Source organism: Bacillus sp. ISL-46, from assembly GCF_018613205.1.
Window position 1 is genome coordinate 53,820 of sequence record NZ_JAGGQR010000034.1, and the last position, 20,426, is coordinate 74,245.

The following is a 20,426-nucleotide window of genomic DNA, read 5'->3' on the forward strand; positions in this document are numbered from 1 at the left end:
TTATTTGTAAAATATAAAAAAGTTAAAAAACATTTTTTAGGCATAACTAAATGAACTTTGATTTATTACAGAAGTGGAATGAACAAAAAGTTAGAATTAAATAAAGGAGATAGAACAAAATGTACAAGTATACAATCTATGTAACACATAAAGGTAAAGTCTATCAAACCAACGTAATAGCTACCAAAGACCAAACAGAAGAAGAAGTTTATCGTATGGCACAAGAACAAGTTCTGAAACAATGGGCAAATTAGATACGGGATCCTGAGATTAAAAGGATTGAATGGAACTTCCACTTGAAGAATGGATTTTGGATAGCTTCCATTACTTGAAATCGAGCTGCCAATGGCGGCCTTATTTCAGCACTTGCACTTATAACTCGTGCTGGTGGTTTACTTGCATTTTTAGACCGTAAAAAAAGCCTGGCTGCCAATACCAGGCTTTTTGCTTTCTCTTTTACGGCCTTGCACTTGAAACAGCTGTCCAGCCACTGTACACTTTTACAGTGCCGACCAAGGCCGGCTGTCTTTTTGACAAGAATTCCATACCATACTTCTGATGATGCACTTGGGTATAAATTAACATCGTATTCATCCAGTCCTGCGAGCTGGTATAAAAATGATGCGGTTGCAAGTGGGGTGATTTTCAGCCCGCTCGTTGTAAAGAAATTATAATTGCTCTCAATAAGATCAGTGGCCATCAAGGGTTCTTCCGGTCAGGAAATATAGAGATATATCAAAACCCATTAATATCCACTGTTCTTCCGCTGCCGGAACCCGGTTGGATTCATCCTCAGATTGAACGATTTCGTTGGCTTCATCACCAAAATACATATCAAATTGCTGCAAATCCACCACTTTAGGTTTGTCGGTCTTGAATTCCTGCAAAGTGAACTTGTGATAATCCCATGCACTGTACGGTGTCGCTCTGTCCCCTGATGCTGGAAAGCCGTTTCTGGAATTAAGGAGACGGCTAATAGATTAAAATTTTTGGTAGTAGAAACGTTAAATATCTTCTTTCCTTTTAAAGGAAGAATAACACTATTTTATTTAGATTAAAAAAGATAAAATAAAGAGTACTTTAAATATGACGATAGAGGTGCCAAAGTGAAAGAGATTCTTTTGATTTTGCTGTTACAACTGATTTATGTACCTATATACACGCTACGAACAATCTTTTTGGTTAAAAATATAACCGTGTTAGCATCGATATTAGGTATTGCAGAAATGTTAATTTATGTTTTTGGCCTTTCTCTCGTATTTGGTGGAGATCAAAGTTTTGTATCAATGGTTGTTTATGCAGTTGGCTTCGGCTTAGGAATTATCCTTGGGACGAAATTGGAACAAAAAATAGCTATTGGTTATATAAACGTAACGGTTAATACACAAGAAAAAAATAGTAATTTGATAGACACATTACGACAAAATGGCTTCGGCGTTACTTTATATACGGGTGAAGGCCGAGACAGTGAACGTTATCGAATGGAAATATTGACAAAGAGAAATAGAGAAAATGAACTAATTGCAACTGTGGAAATGTTTGAACCTAGTGCGTTTATTATTTCATATGAGCCAAGAAGATTTAAAGGCGGTTTCTTATTGGACCGACTTCGATAGATGAATTGAACACAACGAACTGTTGTGTTTTTTATTTTTTTATACGATATTTTCGCAAAGTTTGTTGTTTTTTATCCATATTAAAAAACAGATTTTAATTTAATAAGAGGGAATTTGAATAATAAACCACCGATTACATATGCATTAAATAGCAAAGCAATTTTTAAGGAGGTATTTACTTGAAAAATTTTGACCATCCCCAGGTAAAACCCTACCTAATTACAAAGACTTTATTCCCTGAAAATCAGGAAACACCTATACATTTTTTAAATAGCGATATTGTGGATGGAAAATTATTTTACAGAAGAAACCATTTTTCTTACCCTCACTTTACATCATCCTTTTATCTTCTCCCAATTGATGGACTGGTGCATACCCCAAAAATATTTTCTTTACAGGAAATTTACTCATTGCCATCGAAAACTATAAAAGTTGTTTTAGAGTGTGCTGGAGATAAGCGTGAGTTATTTCAACCAAAGGTATTTGGTGAACAATTTGGAAAAGGTGCAATCAGTCAAGGAATTTGGAAAGGTGTTTCATTAAGGACCTTACTAGAGCACACTGGTTTGATTGATACTGCAAAAGAAATTGTTTTTGAAGGCTATGATTATGGAGAAAGACCTGATTCCAACCAAATTGTTAATTTTTCAAGAAGTTTACCCATTAAAAAAGCCCTTGAACCAGATATCCTTATTGCTTATGAATATAATCATCAACCCATCCCATTCAAGCATGGTTTTCCCCTGAGATTGATTGTTCCTGGATGGTATGCAATGGCTTCTGTAAAATGGATTAAAAAAATTACTGTGATTGACAAGGAATTTAAAGGTCCCTTTCAAGTAGTTGATTACGTTTATTACCCAAACAAAGAAAACGATGCAGGAAAGTTTTCCGTCACTGCGGCCAATGTTAACTCCACCATACAATATCCTTTAGATAGACAATTATTGCATACAGGAATTTATGAAATTAAAGGAATTGCACGGACAGGAGAAGGAAAGATAACAAAAGTAGAAATTAGTTTAGATGGTGGTCAAACTTGGGATCCCTGTCAACTAAATTCTCCATCCGAAAAATACTCATGGGTTCATTGGAATTATAAATGGGAGGCACTAAAAAAAGGTGAATACACGATAAAATCAAAAGCAACTGATTCTCAAGGGAATGTTCAACCTTCAGAACCATTTTGGAACAGAAAGGGCTATGGATACAATGCCTTTGATAGTATAAAAGTTAAAGTAGAATAAAACCAAAACATTAAAAGTCCAAGATAGGATGTTATTTTTTCTTAAGAATTGGAGAAATTGAGAATGATCATTCTTGATTGTTAGCTGATTGAAAAATTGAAGAGGGTGTTTCTTGATGACAAATAGTAGAATGAATCCTAAGGTTGATGAATTTTTAAGTAAAGCTAAAAAGTGGAAGGAAGAATATGAGAAGTTGAGAAATATCGTTCTTGACTGTGAGCTGACCGAAGAATTTAAGTGGATGCATCCTTGTTACACGTTTGAGAAAAAAAACATAGTTTTAATACATGGATTTAAAGAATATTGTGCGCTTCTGTTTCACAAAGGTGCCTTGTTAAAGGATGCCCATGGGATTCTAATCCAGCAAACGGAGAATGTACAGGCGGCACGCCAGATTCGGTTCACGAATGTTCAAGAAATAGTTGAAATAGAAACCATCTTGAAAGATTATATTTATGAAGCCATTGAAGTGGAAAAAGCCGGTTTGGAAGTGAATTTTAAAAAGAATACAGAATTTATAATTCCTGAAGAATTTCAAAATAAATTCGATGAAATCCCTGCCTTGAAAACTGCTTTTGAAGCATTGACGCCGGGACGGCAAAGAGCATACATACTTTATTTTTCTCAACCCAAACAATCCAAAACTCGAGAGTCAAGGGTTGAAAAATATATGCAGCAAATTCTCAATGGAAAGGGATTAAATGATTAGTAACAGGGGCTTTACTAAAATAAGAAATTATAATAAATACACAAAAAAACGCCGTGCTAATTACGGTGTCTTTTTGTGTGCGATTGAACATGTAGAAAGGGATGACCGCCTACAAGTCCAATCTAAGAAAGTCCAAGACGCTCAGGTATTCATCAGGTCCTCGCAGTACTCCCGGATTAGTTTCGAGGCTTTCGACTGGCTAATCCCGAGGTCTTTCGCGACTTTCCTGGACGATTTGTAGGTTTGGTAAGCTCTTCTGATTAAGAACCGCTTCGTTTCGTCAATTGCTTTATCGAGTGAAGTGGGGAGAGCGAGCTGGGTGACTTGTTCCACGTTGTCGGTGATCATATCAGGCAAGTCGGCCACCTGGATAATTGAGTCGCTAATGACGACTAACCGTTCAATCAAGTTTTCGAGCTGGCGTACATTTCCTGGCCATGAATAATGGATTAATATATTCATACATTCTTCCGAGATAACTTTGTTGTCATGGTATTTTTTATTGAATTGATGTAAAAAGTTGTACGTGAGCGGAATGATATCTTCTTTGCGCTCCCGCAGCGGCGGCAGGTAAATGTCGATCACATTCAGCCGGTAAAATAAATCTTCCCGGAATCGTTTGTCATTGACCATTTCAATTAAGTCCCGGTTTGTTGCGGCGATGATGCGGATATCGACTTTTTTCATTTCGCTGCTGCCGATGGGAATGAATTGTTTATCCTGGATTACTTGTAAAAGCTTTGCCTGCAGGGCGAGTGGCATTTCTCCGATTTCATCAAGAAAAACCGTGCCGCAGTTCGCAGCTTCGATCAATCCCGGTTTTCCGGTTTTGTTTGCTCCGGTAAACGCCCCTTTTGAATAGCCGAATAGTTCCGATTCGAGCAGCTCTTCCGGTATGGCCGCACAGTTAATCGTCAGGAACGGGCCGTTTTTCCGCTTGCTGATCCGGTGGATGTAATGGGCGAGTACGCCTTTTCCTGTTCCTGATTCTCCTTGGATTAAAATCGTGGAATCTGTCGGCGCTACTTTTTCGCAAAAAGTCAAGATTCGGTTGATCTTGCTGCTGTTCGTAATGAACTGGCCACCTTCCTCCTCTTGAGTGGTTTTTGACTCATTGCTCGTTCCAACCGCTTTTCCCATTTTATATGTCTGTAATTCGGTCGATGTAGTGACGACAAGTTCGATTTCCCCCTCATCATTTAAGATGGGAATCGCCGACGTCATCAGTTCAGCCCCGATATACGTCTGCTGCCTCATGTAGCAAGGCTTTTTTCTTTTATACACTTCTGGCACGATCGACGGTTTCCAGTAGCCTTTTTCAAATAATTCGACATTGTATTTGCCGATGACATCACTCGGCTTCAGCCCATAATGGCGCTCACAGGCCTGGTTAACATATAGAATCCGCTTCTCGCCGTCAAGGACAAAAATTTCATCGGAGGAATGATCGAGAATTTTTAAAAGAGTTTGCAGCGTCATCTCAATATTGCCAGTTGCCTCAGGACTTTTCATAGAATGATCCTCTCTCTTCACAAGTAATGAGTTAATTTTGACAAAAATTTGACCATATTGAGTCAATTATAACTCAATATGAAAGCGTTTTTAGTAAAAGTCAAAATTTTTTGTGTATTCATACAGTTTTTTTAACTTGGCACACGAATTGCATATATACAATTGACAGGCGGCAAAGCATGTAGGCAATCATCATTTATTTACGGAGGAGAATGAACTATGGCTTATAACACAGTAGAAAATGCATCCAATCGAACATTTGAAAGAACATTGACTTATGACAAATACACAGATCCGAAAGTACTTGAAAAAGAAATAGATCTTGTTTTCTCTAAATCTTGGCAGCTAGTGGGGCATGTCAGTCAGTTAGAAAAAGTAGGTGCTTTCTTTACGACTGAAGTAGCTAACGAGCCGATTATAGTGACTCGTGGGCAGGATGAAGTCATTCGCGCTTTTTATAACGTCTGTCCGCACCGTGCAACAAAGCTTGAAAAAAGTGAGTCAGGTAAGAAGAAAATTTTACAATGCGCCTACCATGGCTGGACATTTAAATTAGATGGGCAATTAAACAAAGCACCTAACTTTAAAGGTGAAGATGCAGCTTGTGTACAAGACGCTTGTCTACGCTCAGTCCGCATGGAAATCTTGGAATCTTTAATCTTTGTTAACTTGGACGATAACGCGAAGCCGCTTAGCGAATCTTACGGCGATTTCTTCGATCGCTTGAGCAAATATCCGTTTTTAAGTGAGTTAAAACGAACAAACCAAAAAACACGAGTGATTAAAGCGAACTGGAAAGCGTTTATTGACAATTATTTAGAGTGTGACCACTGCCATGTAGCACACCCAAGTTTCGTTGCCGCCCTTGACATGGATGATTATCAAATCATTACATGTGAAAATTATTCACTTCAAGGCTCAATGGTTAAACCTGATAAAAATTATGGGTCAGTCGATTTAAATCAGGCAGAAATGCAAGGCGGATCTTTCTTCTGGCTATGGCCAAACCTGATGCTGACAATTTATCCGGGTCCCGGCAATATGGCGACGATTCAAATGGTGCCGATTGATCATGAAACAACTTTGGCTGTTTACACTTATTATTTCCGTGATGAGAATTTGACTCAGGAAGAAAAAGACTTAGTTACTTTTGCTGAACAAGTGCGCCAGGAAGATGTAGAACTTGTAGAGTTAGAGCAAATCGGTTTCCGCTCTCGTGCATTTAACAAAGGAAGGTATGCGTCTTCAGAAAAAGCAATTGTACAATTTCATGAAATGGTATTGGAGGCCCTCAATGAGTAATTTAGCGAATGAAGTAAAAGCGAAGAAGCATTTTCTGATGATCAATGGCGAAAAAGTAGAAACAGCGAAATATGCTCCTTTATACTCCCCTTATTCTGGGGAAGAAATCGCTCAAATTGCGATGGCGGATAAAGAACTAACTGTACAGGCAATTGCTGCTGCCTACAACGCACGCGGAGTAATGGCAAAAATGCCGGCGTATCAGCGGGCGGAGATTTTGGAAAACGTTGTGGCGCTATTAAAAGAGAAAGCGGCCGAAGCGGCTGAAGTCATTTCTCGTGAATCAGCTAAACCAATTATGTTCGCGAAAGCGGAAGTGGCTAGAACGATTGAAACGTATAAGTTTGCGGCTGAAGAAGCAAAAAGAATTCACGGTGAAACGATTCCTTTTGACGCAGCAGTTGGCGGCGCCGGAAGAATTGGTTACACGTTAAGAGAGCCGATTGGGGTCATTGGAGCGATCACGCCGTTTAACTTCCCGATGAACCTTGTTGCTCATAAAGTCGGGCCGGCTATAGCTGCCGGTAATTCTATTGTCTTGAAGCCAGCGTCGCAAACTCCTTTGTCCGCACTCTTAATCGCGGAAATTTTTGAAGAAGCAGGTCTTCCAGCGGGCGCTTTAAATGTAGTAACAGGTCCCGGCAGCACGGTCGGGGACGCGATTGTGGAAGACGACCGTGTAAGCATGGTCACATTCACAGGTAGCCCGGGCGTCGGCATAGGCATCCGAAACAAGGCAGGCTTGAAGAAGACGACACTTGAACTCGGTTCAAACTCGGCACTAATTATCGACAAAGATATTGACATCGATCAAATTATTGACCGCTGCATCATGGGCGCGTTCTCTAACCAAGGGCAAGTTTGTATTTCCCTGCAGCGTGTGTATGCTCATGAAGATGTGTATGAAGAATTTGTTGCGAAGTTCACTGAAGCAGCGAAGAAACTGAAACTTGGCGACCCGCTTGATTCGGACACATATATTTCCGCTTTAATCTCTAAAGAGGAAGCTGAACGTGTACTGGGCTGGATCGAAGAAACCAAAAGCAGCGATGCAACGATAGCTGCGGGCGGCAAACTTCAAGATGGCGTTCTTGAGCCAACAATTATTACAGATGCGGACCATTCGTTAAAAGTTTCTTGTCAGGAAGCATTTGCACCGGTTGTCGTTGTAAACAAAGTGAGTTCAGTTGAAGAAGCGATTGAGCAAGTGAATGATTCTCGCTTCGGATTACAGGCCGGAATTTACACAAACAATGTGAAAAATGCTTTGTACGCTTCACAGGAATTGCATGTGGGCGGTGTAATTATTAATGACGTGCCGACCTATCGTGTCGACCAAATGCCATACGGCGGTGTGAAGGAAAGTGGGACTGGCCGTGAAGGAATAAAATATGCTGTGGAAGAAATGACTGAAATGAAATTGGTCGTTTGGAACCAAGGCTAATAAACGAGGGAGATCATTGTGAAGCAATTTAAAATAGCAGTTATCGCCGGAGACGGCATTGGCCCTGAAGTCATTAATGAAGGGGTCAAAGTATTAAAAAAAGTGGCTGAACTTGATACGGGTTTCCAATTTAATTTCACTTACTATCCATGGGGATGCGAATTTTATGCGAAAAATGGAAAAATGATGGATGATGATGGAATTGAACAGCTGAAAGATTTTGACGCGATTTATTTGGGAGCAGTCGGATTTCCCGGTGTCCCGGACCATATTTCACTGTGGGATTTGTTGTTAAAAATCCGAAAAAGTTTTGATCAGTATGTTAATATTCGGCCTGTGACGCTGTTAAAAGGGGCTCACTTGCCGCTTGTGGATGTGAAACGCGAAGACATCGATATGCTGTTCATTCGTGAAAACAGTGAAGGAGAATATTCAGGCGCAGGTGACTGGCTGTTTAAAGGGCAGGAACACGAAGTCGTTTTACAAAACGGTGTATTTTCCCGTAAAGGCACGGAGCGAATCATTCGTTACGCGTTTGAAACGGCGAAAAAAGAAGGAAGATCGCTGACGAGCATTTCTAAAGGAAACGCCCTTAATTACTCAATGGTTTTCTGGGACCAGGTATTTGAAGAAGTGAGCGCAGAATATCCTGAAGTCGAAACGGCTTCTTATCTCGTCGACGCGGCGGCGATGCTGATGATTAAAGATCCAAAACGCTTTGAAGTCGTTGTGACATCGAACTTGTTCGGCGATATTTTAACGGATTTGGGTGCGGCGATCGCTGGTGGGATAGGGCTTGCTGCCGGAGCGAATATTAATCCCGAAAGAGACTTTCCGTCTATGTTTGAGCCGATTCACGGATCAGCTCCTGATATTGCAGGACAGCAGATAGCCAATCCGCTTGCCGCTATTTGGTCCGCTAGCCAAATGCTCGACTTTTTCGGCTATGAAGCATACGGAAAACTAGTGTTGGATGCGATTGAACAACTTTTGGTGGAAGATGAAGTTTTGACACCTGATATGAATGGAACTTCTACTACGTCTGACGTAGGAAACCGTGTAGTAGACCTGATGAAATCTTTAGTTTTTTCTCAAAATGTGAAAAGCTGATAGACTGATAGATTCATCTGCTGTATTAGGTATTACATAAAAGGTCTCAATTGGTCTTTTATGTAATACCCATTTCATTTTTGTGTTCGAAAATTTAAAGCGTTTTCAAACATGATGCTAAACTCACTTGTTTTTATATTATCAATACTCTACTCTAATAGAATTCGAATAAATCGAAATAAGCAGAGAATATAAGGTCTGAAAATTCATGCTAATTTTTCGTGAGGGGGAATTTCTGAGTGAAAGTTTTAATTTGGATCCTAGCAATAATTCCTATTATTGGTGCGTTTACAGTTGTAAACCGTATCGAGCCGTATATATTTGGGTTACCCTTCATTGTTTTTTGGGCGACTGCCTGGCTCGTTTTAACTTCATTATTTTTGTACATTATTAATATTCTAATAGATAGACAGGAGGGAATTAAATGAATAGTGCTATCTTCATTCTCATAGCTACTCTTCTTCTTGCTTTCTATTTAGGTGTCCGTGCCCGCAAAGGACAACAGCTCGAAGAATGGGCCGTAGGCGGCCGTAATTTTGGTTCTATCACCATGTTTGTGTTAATGGCTGGTGAAATTTTTACAACGTATGTGTTTCTGGGAGGAAGCGGCGGATCCTACCGAATGGGAGGCCCTATCATTTATATCTTCAACGCCTTCTGCTATATTGTGCCATTCTGGATTTTGCCTCCCATTTGGCGTTATGCCAAAAAGCATCGAGTGATTACTCAATCTGACTTTTTTGCTAAGAAGTATGATAGTAAACCACTCGGGTTATTAGTAGCAATTGTCGGGGTCGTTTCAATGATTCCTTATATCGTTTTACAGTTAAAAGGACTTAAAATCATTGTATCAGAGACTTCATATGGTGCGATTTCACCCAATTTAGCGGTGTGCATTGGGGTGGTTGCTGTCACGATATTTGTGACATTGTCTGGTATTCACGGTTCAGCCTCAACAGCAATTTTAAAAGACATTCTCCTTCTCGTTGTGATTCTATTTTTAGGTATTTATTTGCCGTATCACTACTATGGCGGAATAAAGCCGATGTTTGAAACATTGGATGCGGCAAAGCCGGAGTTTTTATTAATTCCTAAAGAAGGATACAGCATATCCTGGTATATTTCGACATGTTTAACGATTGGATTAGGGCAATATATGTGGCCGCAATGCTTTGGTGCAAGCTTATCATCTAAAAATGAAAGGACACTGCGCCAGAATGCTGCTATTTTGCCGCTTTACCAAATCATTTTAGTATTCATTTTATTCATTGGCTTCACAGCCCTTTTACAAATTCCAAATTTACAAGGAGCAGATACAGATTTAGCTCTCTTTAAAATCGCAAAAGCAACGTTCGATCCATGGGTGGTCGGAGTCATAGGAGCCGCCGGTATCTTAACCGCACTTGTTCCGTGTTCGATGTTATTACTAACAGCCTCGACGATTTTATCGAAAAATATTTATAAAGCGATCAAACCGAATACCACTGATGAGCAAATTGGACGATACACTCGTAGGTTTGTCCCTATTGTGGCACTAATCGCTTTATTTTTCACTTTTTTCGGTGGAAACAGTATTATTGCCTTGCTGATCATGGCTTACAGCTTTGTGCTGCAATTATTCCCTCCACTGCTTTGCAGCTTATGGAAGAAAAACCCTGTTACTAAAACAGGCGCATCTGCAGGTATTATAGCCGGTGTCATCATGGTCGCTTATGTAACCATAACCAGTTCAACTATGGGGACGTTCTTTCCGGAAGCACCTTCGTTTATAAAAGATCTTGATATCGGTATAGCGGCCCTTGTCGTTAACATTGTTTTCATGTTCGCGGTCAGTGCATTTACTAGAACATTAGTGAAAGTAGAGACAGAGATTGAGACAAAAGCGGTATAACTGTTATCGAACAACCAGCATTTATCCTAACGGGTTCACTTTATAGGTATAAACAAGATGCAAAAGGTTGAACAAGAAACGATAAAAAGTTTAGCTAAAAAAACCAAATCACTTATCTCCAACTAACCTACAAAGGATGTTTCTTTGTAGGTTTTTTATAATGCAGGAATTTACAATACCAAAGCAAAATTCAAAGAAAGGACACCAGGCAACCTCAAATGCGGTTGCAGGACCATGTAATCTATGCGACCGTAGCATATAGCGGCTAGGATTCCGAACGAGCAAGAGTTAAAATAATGAGCAAAAAAAATAAGAGGGGCTTCGTCCTTTTTTGGATTGTGCCCGCTCTTTTAGCTATAAGACGTTACCATAATTTTTCAATAAAGAAGCCTCTTACTTTTAAGATGAAACTCAGCATTGATAGGGCTACCCTCTGGGGGCTAAAACGCCCCCATTATGCTCCTGTTCTAAGTTTTGATTTTACAGATTTTGATGGATTAAACAGATACTCTTTTACAGAATTTGTTTGATGTTTCGCTTTTGCTGCGAAAAAAGGATTCAAAATAATAATGGATAATAAGTTGGCTGATAATCCCCAAAACCCTTCATAAATACCAAATGAGCTGTTTGTTCCGTATACTGTAAATGTTGTTGCTAATCCCACGAGTAATCCAATAATTGTTGCCTGTTTCGTTTGATTTTTCCAGAATAAGCTGACAACAATCGCTGGGAAAATTTGCACCATTCCTGAAACACCTAAGAGCTGCAAAGATACTAGTGCTGTAGGGAATAACAGTCCAAATAATAATGCAAGACCAATGACAACAAATACCATGGAGCGAGTGACGAGAGTTAATTTAGCGCCTTTTACGTTGGGATTGATTAAATCACGATAAATGTTGTTTGCAAATAAGTTGGAAGCACCGATCGCCATAATCGAGCATGGAATTAATGATGCTAGGGCAATCGTTGAATAAGCTAACCCTTGTCCAATACCGCCGTATGAAACTTGGATTAGATTTAAAAAGGCAAAACGCGGATCGCTTCCAGCCGGCAACACATGGTAAGCCACAAAACCAAGGAAAATAACTAGGATTAAGACCACATTATATAACGGCAAGAACATGGCATTTTTTCGAACGGCATCCGCACTTTTCGCTGTGAATACTCCTGTTGCTCCATGAGCCCACATAAATAATGCCAAGGCAGAAACAAGTGATGCGGTCATGAACCATGGAATGCCTTTAGGGCCAGATGTAGGAATCGTCAGTAATTGCGGTGATTCCTTCACAAGTGTATCAATCATTGGGCTCCAGCCGCCAAAATGGATAATCGGAAGAGAAATCACAAGGAATAACATAATCGCCCATACGAGAACATCTTTAATGATGGCTGTATAGGTAGGGCCTTTGATTCCGCTAAAGAATGTAAAAAGTGCAACAAGAAGGAATGACGTAATGACGACTACCTTCACATTAATATAACCTGTTCCAGCGACTTGAAGCGTATCTTGAATCCCGGCTAACTGCAAATCAATATACGGGATGAGCATTAATACGCCGACGATAGCAATAATAGAAGAAAGAAGTTTACTGCCAAAACGCTCCCGCGCATAATCGGCCAGTGTGGTTAGCTTAAATTGATTCGCTACTTTCCAGAGTTTAGGAAGGTAAAAGTAAGAAACAAAATAGGCTAAAATACAGTAAGGAATCGCAAAGAATGCAAGACTTCCTGCTGCGTAGGATGTACTTGTAAGTCCTAAAAATGTATATGCTGTATATAAATCAGCGCCTACTAAAAACCAAACCAGTAATCCACCGAAGCGTCTACCGCCAACAGACCATTCCTCTACTGAGCTTCGCGATGATTTATTCCGCCCTGCGATAAATCCAATCAAAACAACGGTCAAGACTATGAATCCTGTGATTAACAAAGCTGTTAAATTTCCGTGCATTAGTCAAGACTCCTTTCTGATTTTTGAAGTTGATAGATCCCAAATGTGCATAAAGGTGTTAATACGATCCATAAAAAGAGCCAAAATTGAAGGAAGGGTAATCCTAAAATAATCGGGTCTATTCGATTTACGAATGGTAAAACGGCTAACTGAGAAATAAAAGGGAGTATAATTAATATAACTTTCATGAATTTTTTGCTCATTTGATGTACCTCCTGCTTGATATTCAAATAATACTATTGTCCCAAAAATAGTATTGTTAAATAATTTTACATGTACGTTATACTAACAATTTTTCCAAGTGATTACAAGTGAATTTTTTTGATAATTTATAAAATTCCAATTAACAAACTATTATTCTTTACTGGATTAATTTTGAATTATCTATTATTTAATAAAATCATAGAAGTATTAAAAACAACAAAAAAACTTTATAAATAAAGGAATATGAAGTGCATTTTGGTCCTGTTCCGCGGACTTCCTACAAAGAAGGGATAGCCCAGACCCTGAGTTCATGTCCTCTCGCAGAACGTAAGGAAATGTTTTGATATTCGCTTGAAAAAAGCACCAGGCGGCGGCCCGGTGCTTCTTAGTGTTGCTAAAATCAAGGAGACAGTCTCCTGGTTTTCGGCTACTATTTTTTAATCTTCAAGCTGGAAGGTTTGGCTGAAATGGACTTTTCCGTTTTCATCGCGGATTTCCACACCTGCTTGATTTTTTGCCGGATCTACATGGAACACACCGAAGTTGAAGAAGTTTCCTTCCGCATACAAGCGTTCAGGGCCGAAGGTAGGATCCAATGTACCAGGGTTGATTTTTACGGCCCCAATCGGACCGCTGATTAATTCGTGATAATCTGTTTTGCCATCATGATTGGCATCATATTTGATGACTTCGGCAAAATGGACATCGGTTGTGACGAAATAAACGTTTTTGATTCCTTTTTCGATAATAAAATCAGAGATTTTTTTGAACTCGTTCTCGTATCCTGTTACGTCATTAGGGTTTACTTGATCTCCGTTTGCCCATCCATCCCTGGCAGTTGCTTTTCCAGTCGGAACGGAGATTGGCACGGAAGTCGCGACAAATTTAACCTTGGCATCTGATTCGAGAAGCCGCTGTTCCAGCCATTTTACTTGTTCTTCGCCGAGCATTGTTTTATCAGGTCCATCTGCCATGGTGTTTGGAGAGCGGTAGCCGCGGTTGTTAAGAATGATCATATCCATTGATTTACCCCAAGAGTACTTGTGATAAAGCTTGTTCGCTGAACTGCGTTCACTTGAAATGGGCCAATAATCCTTAAACGCACCCAACCCCGCTTGCGTCAACGGCTGGGAAGGACCTGAAAAGTCATTGGTCACTTCATGATCATCCCATATCGCAAACGTTCCTGTTTTCTGTAAAAGACTGCGTAATCCAGCATCCGTACGGTTCTCCTTATATTTCGCCCAGAAATCCTGAACGGTTTCAGAAGGAGGGTTAGGAACAGCCGGTGTCTTATTATCTGCATAGATGGTATCCCCACTGAACAGGAAGAAGTCTGGATTGATGGCTGACATCGCTTTGAAAGATTTATATGGCGGTATCTCTCCCTGGCCGCCAGTATCTCCGCCCCAAACGATTGACATTGGCTTTAAGCTGTTTTCCTCCGGTACTGTTTTGAATGAACCATTTACGGTGTACTGGCTGGAAACTGCATGGGCCCGGTAATGATAAGTAGTATCAGGCTTTAATCCGTTAACCTCTACATTTACTGTATAATCATGCGCTACATCTGCAGGGCTCGTTTTGACGATTGTGTCGTGTTTAAAACTGCTATCGGTTGAAATTTCAAACTGAACTCTTGCCTCTACATTGGTGCGCGCCCATAAAATCGCTGATGAATCCGTTACATCTCCGCTTGCCACTCCATGTGAAATATACGGCTTTTCCAGTAAATCAACAAGCTGGTCCGTATTGTTTGTGAACTCTCCGTCCACACCAAGGGAAAGCAAGGAAACCATATCGTCCTCTGAATTCACTGTCCATGGATGCACTAGAAGCTGATTCTGATGAGCGGCTTCCATTAGTTTCGGTACAACAAGCTCCTTACTAGGACCTACGCCAGCGGCATAGTCAGCGATCCGTTTCATTTCCTGATATACATCCTTGCCCGTCAGCATACTTCCTGAATACAGTTGAATCAGCTTTACATTAGGGGCAAGCGTTTTTAATTTACGAAGGCTTTCTTCGCTAAATGATTCGAGAAATAGCATTTCGTCATCAAGTACATTGGTTTCTTTCAAGATTTCAATTACTTTCTCTTCCATCCCTGGATATACGTTCGGCGCTTTCGTTTCCATGTAAAGGCCAACTTTTCCGTTCCCATGTTTTTTAACAAATTCAATGGCTTCCTCGAGTGTCGGCACAAGCTGTCCGATGTATTCTGTTTTCGCCATGTTTGGGTAAGTTTTATTAAACCACGAACCTGCATCCAGTCGGCTGATCTCTTCGAGAGTAAAATCCTTTACCCGCCAAGGTGCCCGGTCTGGATAAAGTTCCTTTGCATTGGTTGTTCTCCCCAGCGTTTCATCATGCATGGCAATCAACTGGCCATCTTTCGTCATTTGTAAATCGAATTCCACATAATCGGCTTTCATCGTCATTGCCTGCTTATAGGCTGCCAATGTATGTTCCGGACCGTACGCAGATGCCCCTCGATGGGCAATAACGGCTACATCAGAGGTAATTGGACGTAATGTAGATTGTCCATTATCAGTAGCCGCATTTTGAATAGGGTGGGCTAAAACGGCCAAAGGAGCTCCTGAAGTTACCGAAAGAGACAGCGTAGCTAATCCAGCAATCAAACTCTTTTTCATTTTCATTTCCAATCATCTCCTATAAGTTTATGTATATCGTATTTAAAAATATAGGAGAATTGTAAAGTCGCTATTGATAGAATGTTAATGTTTAGTAAAACGGACAAAAACAGTACCTTTTTCTTATAATAGACTTTTGAAAGTATATCTATTTTTCTGTGAAAAATTACCTATAATAGCTTATGCATCTAGCAAGGGATAGCCAATCGATTTTGACCACTGCAGAAGTGATAGAATTCAAAGGGGTCTGACCCCCACTACTTCAAGCGTTATTTGAAACAACGAACATTCCTGTTCGTACGCAGTAGTGGAATATTTCGCGAACTACAAAATAAGCATATATACATAAAGGAATGACACCCGATAGGCAGCCCATACCAAAATTCCTTCCATAACTTACCGGAATGGAGGATTTGATGGATTTAGTCCATTACCATCTTGGCAGGACTCCTTAGAGCAGTACTTAAAAGCATTAAAACTAGAGGTGAAGTAATGCTGAGGAAAAAGATTCTTGTAACAGATGGAGCCGGATTCATCGGTGGGAACTTTGTACAATATATGATCAACAAATACCCACATTATGATATTTGACAAATGAATCAAAAGACATTCTAAAATACCTTCTCTCTTCTTACGATACTTTTTTAGCAATCACAATTGATAGAAAAATCGATGTTACGTGAAAAAATAAGACCCACGAGCACCCACTTGTCAAACCATTACATCCTCATATAATAACTTTTTAAACAAGATATTTGAATACAACAAAAGTCTTAGATTATAGAAACAAATCTACTTCCAAAAATGTGAGAGTGTGAAAAAGGAAGGGTAACCATCTAGGGAGGGTTGCTTTTTGTGATTCAACTTCAGATTTTTTCGTTATAATTCGACAGAAAGAGAGAAGGTTTTATTATTAATTTTTAATAATCTATATATCACACATCAGATTACTTAAATTATGTCGATTTATGTTTGTAAAAGTCGGAATTATTTGATTTTGTCTTATTACCTCGTCTGTTAAAATGAAAAACAGATTGCAAAACTTACAACATGAAAGGAGCTTAAATTTAATGCAAAGTCTATTAGATACATTAAAGTTGGAAGACACTTTTAACATAAATGAAGAAGATGAGTTAGAATCTGAAGAGTTATATTACAAGTTATGGGGAGATGATCGTTTATAACTCACATTAAACATATATCCTTTACATGGAGGCAACTATGACTAAAAAACAATGTATAGCCATGCTATTAGCTGGGGGAAGAGGTACTCGATTAAAAGAATTGACCCAATACATAGCAAAGCCTGCTGTTCCATTTGGCGGGAAATACCGAATCATTGATTTTACATTAAGCAATTGTAGTAATTCTGGTATTGATACGGTTGGTGTTTTGACACAGTACCAGCCTCACACTCTTCAAAATTACATTGGTGATGGCAAGCACTGGGACTTAAACCGAAAAAATGGAGGAGTTACTATTCTTCCACCTTATCAATGTGAGTTGGGTGAAAGATGGTATGAAGGCACCGCACATGCTATTTATCAAAACCTAAGATATATTGAAAATTATAATCCAGAGAATGTTCTCATAATTTCCGGAGATCACATTTATAAGATGGATTACAGCAAAATGCTAGAGGAGCATATAGAAACGTCAGCTGACGCCTCCATTTCTGTTATAAACGTACCATGGAATGAAGCGAACAGATTTGGCATTATGAATATTAATCCTGAATCAAAAGAAATATTAGATTTTGAAGAAAAACCAGAACATCCTAAATCAAACCTCGCCTCTATGGGCATTTACATTTTTAAATGGGAACTGTTAAAGAAATATTTAGAAAAAGAAGAAAAAAACCCATTCTCGTCTAAGGATTTTGGGAAGGACATTATCCCTTCGATGATAAATGATAATCGCAAATTACAGGCCTATTGTTTCAAAGGTTATTGGAAGGACGTCGGAACCATTCATAGTCTCTGGGAAGCAAATATGGATTTACTTTCCTTTAAAAGCAATCCAATCTTACAAAATGAAGACTGGTCTATTTATACTCATGAAACTTCCCGGCCGCCATTATATTTGGACGGAAAGGCTAGCACACACCAATCTTTAGTAAGTGAAGGCTGTAAGGTGTTTGGAAGGGTAGAAAATTCCGTTCTTTTTTATGGAGTGACCGTGGGTAAGGGCGCTGTGATTAAAGATTCCGTTATTTTACCGGGTACCATTATCGGAGAAAATGCCGTGATTAACCGAGCTGTTGTTGGCAGTGGAACGGTCATTGAAGCTAATGTTAAAGTGGGAGATGCACAGCCGTTTAGTGAAATTACCTTAATTGGGGATCACCAGACTATTCAAAAAGATATTAATGAAACAATTAAGGAAAAAGCTGTTTAGATAATAATTTTTAACATATAAACATAGGGCATTACTTTTACAAATTGATATTAAACGAACACGAACTGAATTGTTAGTTGATATAAAAAATTTAGGAAACAGAATTGAAATGGGAAGGTTTCCTACAACGGCATTTCGATGATTGTCAGAAAGAAATTAGATAAATAACAAAAGCGATGAGGTAATCTCTCATCGCTTTTACTAGTTCACTATCACATGGTTTTAGTTTTAGATCAGTATTTTGTACATAGAAGCAGAACCATAGAATTGAAAGACGGAAATCCATTGAATGAAGTAAGGATGTTGTGCTAGTCAATCATGCTGCACGATAATAAAATGACCAAGGAAACAAAATCATGAAGTATGATCCGACTACCTGAATAAACCTGCTCGTTTCGCAAATAAACGTGTTTGTTTCGCAAATAAACGTGCTCAATTTAGAAATATAGCTAGCTTTATGATCCAGAAGCAGTGAAATTAGTCCCGTTGGAGCAGTTTATCAGCGGATTTTTGGAGGATTTCAGCGAATTGGACCATTTTATCAGCGAAAATCAAACATTTATCAGCGAATCTAGCGTTTTATCAGCGAATCCATTTTTTTGCAAAAAAAGCTGTTTGTTACGAAGATAGCAGAAATTCAATATAAAAAAGGTGAGTTTAATAAACTCCAAAATTCTGTTTTTTTACTACCCCCATAAGATATTTTGGCTTGTTCGTATTCTATTAGTATGAACACACAAAAAAACACGAGGGGTATAAAATGATTAAAATAACCAAGGGAGCCCTTGCCATGGTATTAGCGGGATCTGTTACGTTTTCTGTCGCCAATGCTTTGTTAGGCGATCAACCTTTAAAACGATTAACAAAAGAAATGGCTTTACCTATATCGGCAGACCGAAAAAAAGCGGATGTAATCAACCCAGCAGAAAAAAAGGACAAACCTCAAACGCCAGCAGCGAATGTGAAGGACCATGATATTGCTGCTATCCGAGACTCTTTAAAAAATAGGAATACCAATGATACGGCAGTAACAGCCGTTCAACAAAATAGGGGAAAATCCAGCGATCGAACGACAACCAATCCTGCTAATCCGAGCGAGACAAAAACTACAACGCCTGTTGCAACATCAATACCTGTAAAAAGCACAAAAGCACCAACAACAACGAGAAAACCAACGACTACGAGAACTGCTGCAACAAGGTCAACCACAAAGCCTGCTGCACCAACAGCACCTGCGACAAGCGTCAAAGCACCACCAACAACGACAACACCTACGGCGACGAAAACTAGTACAACCACAACGAAAACTAATACGACAACTAGTGCAACCACAACAAAAACCAACCGAGGACAACAAGTTTCTCAAGCAGCAAAAGAAAAGGCCGTGAGCCGAAGCGATAAAAAGGAAAACAACGGAAAGAAAATGTAATTCTTTCAAAAAGGATCACCAAATGCTGGTAACGGGTTCCGTTGCGTATCGCAAAACGTGAATTTGTAGCTGCAAATGTATAGTAAAATGTATATGAATTTGCACCGCATTTTGCGGTGCTTTTTGATTATAAAAATAAATAACTCAGTCCAATTTGAACTGAGCTGCTTCAATATTTTATTTCAAAGCTACTTCTACTAACGTACCCTTTAGTTGAATAAGCTCGTTTAAATTTGAAAGGATTGAACCAAACATTCTTCATTATCAACAATTTTCTTCTCTTCTTCAAAGACTATTTCTAGCTCACGATAAATTTTTCTCCAAAATAAAACAGCAGGTTTATTCTTAGCTAATTCAACAACCAAATATCTACCCTTTTTCTGTTTAAACAATTCCTCTAATAATGAAATTGCAATACCTTTTCTCCTGAATTTTTTCAACATAAAAATATCATTAATACTGAAATCATCGGATCAACGCACCCGATAGCTCAATAGCAAATAAATTACAACTCGCTATTTCTCCCAAAGCTCGACCAGTCGACCTTCAGGATCTTCAATCCAAATAAACTTTCCCAACTCACTAAGCTCTTTTTCCTTAACAAGAGGTACACCAATTTGTTCAAGATGCTTAATAGTCTCGTTTAGATTATGTACTTGAAAATTTAACATCACTTGTTGTTCTGTTGGAAAATAACTGTCATTCTCGGCAAAGAAAGAAAAGATAGTCTCATTTCCTAATTGGGGTTTAATCACAGTCCCATTCCAATTTTCTATTTCAATCTTCAACACTTCACTGTACCATTTTTTTATAACATCAAGATTCTTAGTTCTCCAAAATATTCCACCGAAACCTTTTATCATCGTAACTAACTCCTGTCTTTCTTTAAATTTTTAGTTTTTCGATTACATTAGATATTCGAGATTTAATGTTAAGTTCCTTCTTCATGACAGATAG

The 20,426-nt window shown here is 39.1% G+C and carries 19 protein-coding genes; 11 read left to right on the forward strand and 8 right to left on the reverse strand.

Annotated elements, in window-relative coordinates; translation table 11 throughout:
* Window positions 1-119 precede the first annotated feature (119 nt).
* Window positions 120-254 (forward strand): BA3454 family stress response protein, encoded by a 135-nt coding sequence (locus tag J7E67_RS17195; protein WP_098932569.1) that lies wholly within the window; start codon window positions 120-122, stop codon window positions 252-254.
* Here J7E67_RS17195 and J7E67_RS17200 read toward each other — a convergent pair.
* Window positions 251-700, reverse strand: a complete 450-nt coding sequence (locus J7E67_RS17200) for a hypothetical protein (protein ID WP_214732472.1) — start codon at window positions 698-700, stop codon at window positions 251-253. The genes J7E67_RS17195 and J7E67_RS17200 overlap by 4 nt on opposite strands.
* Window positions 690-887: a hypothetical protein gene (locus J7E67_RS17205; RefSeq protein WP_214732473.1), complete on the reverse strand. Its 198-nt coding sequence runs from the start codon at window positions 885-887 to the stop codon at window positions 690-692. The genes J7E67_RS17200 and J7E67_RS17205 overlap by 11 nt, the downstream gene beginning before the upstream one ends.
* A 219-nt stretch (window positions 888-1,106) precedes the next feature.
* Here J7E67_RS17205 and J7E67_RS17210 point away from each other — a divergent pair, with 219 nt between their 5' ends.
* From J7E67_RS17210 to J7E67_RS17220, 3 genes are all read left to right on the forward strand, one after another.
* Window positions 1,107-1,616: a DUF2179 domain-containing protein gene (locus J7E67_RS17210; protein ID WP_088089906.1), complete on the forward strand. Its 510-nt coding sequence runs from the start codon at window positions 1,107-1,109 to the stop codon at window positions 1,614-1,616.
* Window positions 1,617-1,795: 179 nt separating this feature from the next.
* A complete protein-coding gene (locus J7E67_RS17215; RefSeq protein WP_214732474.1) occupies window positions 1,796-2,863 on the forward strand; it encodes a sulfite oxidase in 1,068 nt (355 codons plus the stop codon).
* A gap of 115 nt (window positions 2,864-2,978) precedes the next feature.
* Window positions 2,979-3,572, forward strand: a complete 594-nt coding sequence (locus tag J7E67_RS17220; RefSeq protein ID WP_214732475.1) for a YdeI/OmpD-associated family protein — start codon at window positions 2,979-2,981, stop codon at window positions 3,570-3,572.
* 141 nt (window positions 3,573-3,713) lie between these two features.
* Here the strand turns inward: J7E67_RS17220 and J7E67_RS17225 are convergent, their stop codons facing one another.
* The gene (locus J7E67_RS17225; protein ID WP_214712317.1) at window positions 3,714-5,084 is read right to left on the reverse strand and encodes a sigma-54 interaction domain-containing protein; all 1,371 of its coding nucleotides are present in this window, start codon (window positions 5,082-5,084) and stop codon (window positions 3,714-3,716) included.
* 219 nt (window positions 5,085-5,303) lie between these two features.
* Here J7E67_RS17225 and J7E67_RS17230 point away from each other — a divergent pair, with 219 nt between their 5' ends.
* The 5 genes from J7E67_RS17230 to J7E67_RS17250 all read left to right on the forward strand — a co-directional run bounded on the left by J7E67_RS17230 (window position 5,304) and on the right by J7E67_RS17250 (window position 10,831).
* Window positions 5,304-6,386, forward strand: coding sequence for an aromatic ring-hydroxylating oxygenase subunit alpha (locus J7E67_RS17230; RefSeq protein ID WP_214732476.1), 1,083 nt, complete (start codon window positions 5,304-5,306; stop codon window positions 6,384-6,386).
* Entirely contained in the window at window positions 6,379-7,830 is a 1,452-nt protein-coding gene (locus J7E67_RS17235; protein ID WP_214732477.1) for an aldehyde dehydrogenase family protein, read from the forward strand. Before J7E67_RS17230 ends, J7E67_RS17235 begins: the two co-directional genes overlap by 8 nt.
* 18 nt (window positions 7,831-7,848) lie before the next feature.
* Window positions 7,849-8,940: a tartrate dehydrogenase gene (locus J7E67_RS17240; RefSeq protein WP_308161433.1), complete on the forward strand. Its 1,092-nt coding sequence runs from the start codon at window positions 7,849-7,851 to the stop codon at window positions 8,938-8,940.
* 239 nt (window positions 8,941-9,179) lie between these two features.
* Complete coding sequence (locus J7E67_RS31360) at window positions 9,180-9,368, forward strand: DUF3311 domain-containing protein (protein ID WP_088089896.1); 189 nt, start codon at window positions 9,180-9,182, stop codon at window positions 9,366-9,368.
* Window positions 9,365-10,831, forward strand: coding sequence for a sodium:solute symporter family protein (locus tag J7E67_RS17250; protein WP_214712309.1), 1,467 nt, complete (start codon window positions 9,365-9,367; stop codon window positions 10,829-10,831). Before J7E67_RS31360 ends, J7E67_RS17250 begins: the two co-directional genes overlap by 4 nt.
* 454 nt (window positions 10,832-11,285) lie before the next feature.
* Here J7E67_RS17250 and J7E67_RS17255 read toward each other — a convergent pair whose 3' ends face one another.
* The 3 genes from J7E67_RS17255 to J7E67_RS17265 all read right to left on the reverse strand — a co-directional run bounded on the left by J7E67_RS17255 (window position 11,286) and on the right by J7E67_RS17265 (window position 15,649).
* Window positions 11,286-12,785, reverse strand: a complete 1,500-nt coding sequence (locus tag J7E67_RS17255) for a sodium:solute symporter family protein (protein ID WP_214732478.1) — start codon at window positions 12,783-12,785, stop codon at window positions 11,286-11,288.
* Window positions 12,785-12,988, reverse strand: coding sequence for a DUF3311 domain-containing protein (locus J7E67_RS17260; RefSeq protein ID WP_214732479.1), 204 nt, complete (start codon window positions 12,986-12,988; stop codon window positions 12,785-12,787). The genes J7E67_RS17255 and J7E67_RS17260 overlap by 1 nt, the downstream gene beginning before the upstream one ends.
* Window positions 12,989-13,426: 438 nt before the next feature.
* Window positions 13,427-15,649 carry a glycerophosphodiester phosphodiesterase family protein gene (locus tag J7E67_RS17265; protein WP_251026826.1) on the reverse strand — a complete coding sequence of 741 codons (2,223 nt, stop codon included), beginning with the start codon at window positions 15,647-15,649 and terminating at the stop codon, window positions 13,427-13,429.
* 1,215 nt (window positions 15,650-16,864) lie between these two features.
* Here J7E67_RS17265 and J7E67_RS17270 point away from each other — a divergent pair.
* Window positions 16,865-18,040, forward strand: a complete 1,176-nt coding sequence (locus tag J7E67_RS17270; RefSeq protein WP_214732480.1) for a glucose-1-phosphate adenylyltransferase — start codon at window positions 16,865-16,867, stop codon at window positions 18,038-18,040.
* 760 nt (window positions 18,041-18,800) lie between these two features.
* Window positions 18,801-19,469 (forward strand): hypothetical protein, encoded by a 669-nt coding sequence (locus tag J7E67_RS17275; RefSeq protein ID WP_214732481.1) that lies wholly within the window; start codon window positions 18,801-18,803, stop codon window positions 19,467-19,469.
* 227 nt (window positions 19,470-19,696) lie between these two features.
* Here the strand turns inward: J7E67_RS17275 and J7E67_RS17280 are convergent, their stop codons facing one another.
* Complete coding sequence (locus J7E67_RS17280; RefSeq protein ID WP_374223929.1) at window positions 19,697-19,927, reverse strand: hypothetical protein; 231 nt, start codon at window positions 19,925-19,927, stop codon at window positions 19,697-19,699.
* Between the two features lie 57 nt (window positions 19,928-19,984).
* Window positions 19,985-20,332 carry a VOC family protein gene (locus J7E67_RS17285; RefSeq protein ID WP_214732483.1) on the reverse strand — a complete coding sequence of 116 codons (348 nt, stop codon included), beginning with the start codon at window positions 20,330-20,332 and terminating at the stop codon, window positions 19,985-19,987.
* Window positions 20,333-20,426: the final 94 nt, after the last annotated feature.